Source organism: Treponema sp. R6D11, from assembly GCF_054786075.1.
The window spans coordinates 1-357 of record NZ_BDHD01001212.1 but is presented as its reverse complement, the minus strand read 5'-3'; the positions used below and the strand labels follow the sequence as shown (position 1 = coordinate 357).

Here is a 357-nt window from a genome sequence, read left to right as displayed (position 1 = left end):
ATATGCCTATGTGCTGTGAAAAAATGCTTCCCCTCCCGCCGATGCCGAGGTCCGTCGCTTCAATAATTCGCTTCATTACGCTTTCCTCGTACACCGCCGGAACAAACATCCTGTAAATCAGGGCGCGGCTTTCGTCAAGTTTGGTAACGGGACGAAGGCCCAGAAACCCGCGTTTGTCCTGTAAAAATGTTTGTTTGGCGCGTTGGATAAAGACTTCGGGAAGGGCGAGATCGGTAAGTATCTGGTTTAAGGCGGGAACTATATTCATGTCCGCGATACAGATGACGCTGGAAATAGAAGTTTCCATAATTCTCCCTACAAAGTATTTAACACTCGTTTCGATTTCGACTTATCGAT

General features: G+C 47.1%; 1 protein-coding gene. It reads right to left on the bottom strand.

Annotation, left to right across the window (positions count from 1 at the left end; genetic code table 11):
- Positions 1 to 307 (bottom strand): hypothetical protein (locus ACYVTD_RS18155; RefSeq protein WP_461249003.1); only part of this gene is annotated, 307 nt, incomplete at its 3' end.
- Positions 308 to 357: the final 50 nt, after the last annotated feature.